This window comes from Cognatiluteimonas telluris, from assembly GCF_011320095.1.
Lineage (GTDB): Bacteria > Pseudomonadota > Gammaproteobacteria > Xanthomonadales > Xanthomonadaceae > Cognatiluteimonas > Cognatiluteimonas telluris.
Window position 1 is genome coordinate 1 of sequence record NZ_JAANOY010000075.1, and the last position, 1783, is coordinate 1783.

At 56.5% G+C, this 1783-nt stretch carries 2 protein-coding genes; both read right to left on the minus strand.

Translation table 11 applies throughout. The features are described 5' to 3' along the window. Nucleotides 1–791: 791 nt before the first annotated feature. Nucleotides 792–1142: a hypothetical protein gene (locus G7B67_RS12990; protein WP_166213102.1), complete on the minus strand. Its 351-nt coding sequence runs from the start codon at nucleotides 1140–1142 to the stop codon at nucleotides 792–794. 143 nt (nucleotides 1143–1285) lie between these two features. Continuing rightward, complete coding sequence (locus G7B67_RS12995; protein ID WP_166213102.1) at nucleotides 1286–1636, minus strand: hypothetical protein; 351 nt, start codon at nucleotides 1634–1636, stop codon at nucleotides 1286–1288. Nucleotides 1637–1783 lie beyond the last annotated feature (147 nt).

Below are 1783 nucleotides of genomic sequence, written 5' to 3' on the forward strand. Positions count from 1 at the left end.
ACTGCGAGCGCCCGGCGTTGATGCCGCCGGTAACCTCGATCGCCAGAACTGCCGCGTAGAGATACGAGCGCCGCTTAGATGACTCCAAGCGCGACCGAAGAGGGTGGACGAAAGCGACAAGGTGCTGGGCGAAGCGAGCAACCCGAATTGCCGGATGGCCGCAACAGGCCTGCTCTTAGCGGCCTAACACCTGAATTAAGCCGACATGCGTAGTGTAGGCAAAAGGTGGCACGCTTTTCAGTGCCGCCTTTTGCTGGAACGAAGCATGTTCGGCTTGAATGAATTGTTAGGCGCCGCCCACGGACCACATTGGTTGGCGCCGTACTGACATGTGGCCCGCGAAGCAGCCATTGCCCCGAGCGCGAGAATGCCACCGGGTGAGAGAAGCCGCCACTGGCCGGGCCTAGACCGCAACCCCCGGCACTGAAGTTAGCAGCGAACAATTGCCAAGAAGCCTACGCCCGATGCCGGACCAGGCGAAGAAGGCGGCAGGCGACGGACTGGCGACGATTTGCTGGATGCAAGCTGCGCGTGTAGCGGGCAGCGTCGTACTTGCGAGCGGTGAATGCCGAGCCGAAGCGAGGAAATCCGGACGGAGCCGCGCGCAATGCGGGCGGCGAAAGTGGCGACAAACCGCTTATTGCCCAGCGTAGATGCGCGTGCGGCACCTAACACCTGAATTAAGCCGACATGCGTAGTGGAGGCAAAAGGTGGCACGCTTTTCAGTGCCGCCTTTTGCTGGAACGAAGCATGTTCGGCTTGAATGAATTGTTAGGTCTAGGGCCCTTGCATTAGCTTTGGTCCCAAGCCTCAATCACCAAAATATCACCAGGCGAACAGCCAAGCGCAGCCGGCTCAATCTTTAGCTGGCCATTCCAACCAGGGGGAAGAGAATAGTCCTCTCCGATTACAAGTGGGCTGTGGTTGCGTGGAAGACCGTTTGCGAGGATTGGCAGCAAGGTGGCGGCAGTAACTGAGTAGCGATTTGGATAACCATTGCCACCGAGGTCAACAGCCTTGTTCGCTTTGACTAGATCATCTAGCCAGTCCAAGCCAAAGACGCCTGTGTCCCACCGGATCAATGCCGAATCCTTAAGCGAATCAGCGCCTTCCCGGAACACCAGCACATCCCATCCAAGCATCGTTGATCTCCAGCCTAGACCTAACACCTGAATTAAGCCGACATGCGTAGTGGAGGCAAAAGGTGGCACGCTTTTCAGTGCCGCCTTTTGCTGGAACGAAGCATGTTCGGCTTGAATGAATTGTTAGGTCTAGGGCCCTTGCATTAGCTTTGGTCCCAAGCCTCAATCACCAAAATATCACCAGGCGAACAGCCAAGCGCAGCCGGCTCAATCTTTAGCTGGCCATTCCAACCAGGGGGAAGAGAATAGTCCTCTCCGATTACAAGTGGGCTGTGGTTGCGTGGAAGACCGTTTGCGAGGATTGGCAGCAAGGTGGCGGCAGTAACTGAGTAGCGATTTGGATAACCATTGCCACCGAGGTCAACAGCCTTGTTCGCTTTGACTAGATCATCTAGCCAGTCCAAGCCAAAGACGCCTGTGTCCCACCGGATCAATGCCGAATCCTTAAGCGAATCAGCGCCTTCCCGGAACACCAGCACATCCCATCCAAGCATCGTTGATCTCCAGCCTAGACCTAACACCTGAATTAAGCCGACCCGCGAAGCGGGTTCGGCTTGAATGAATGGTTAGGCCTCGCCCTTACGGCGATTGCCTCGAAATCCCGCAACCATGTTTGCGGGCCCAATATGTAGCCACAGAAG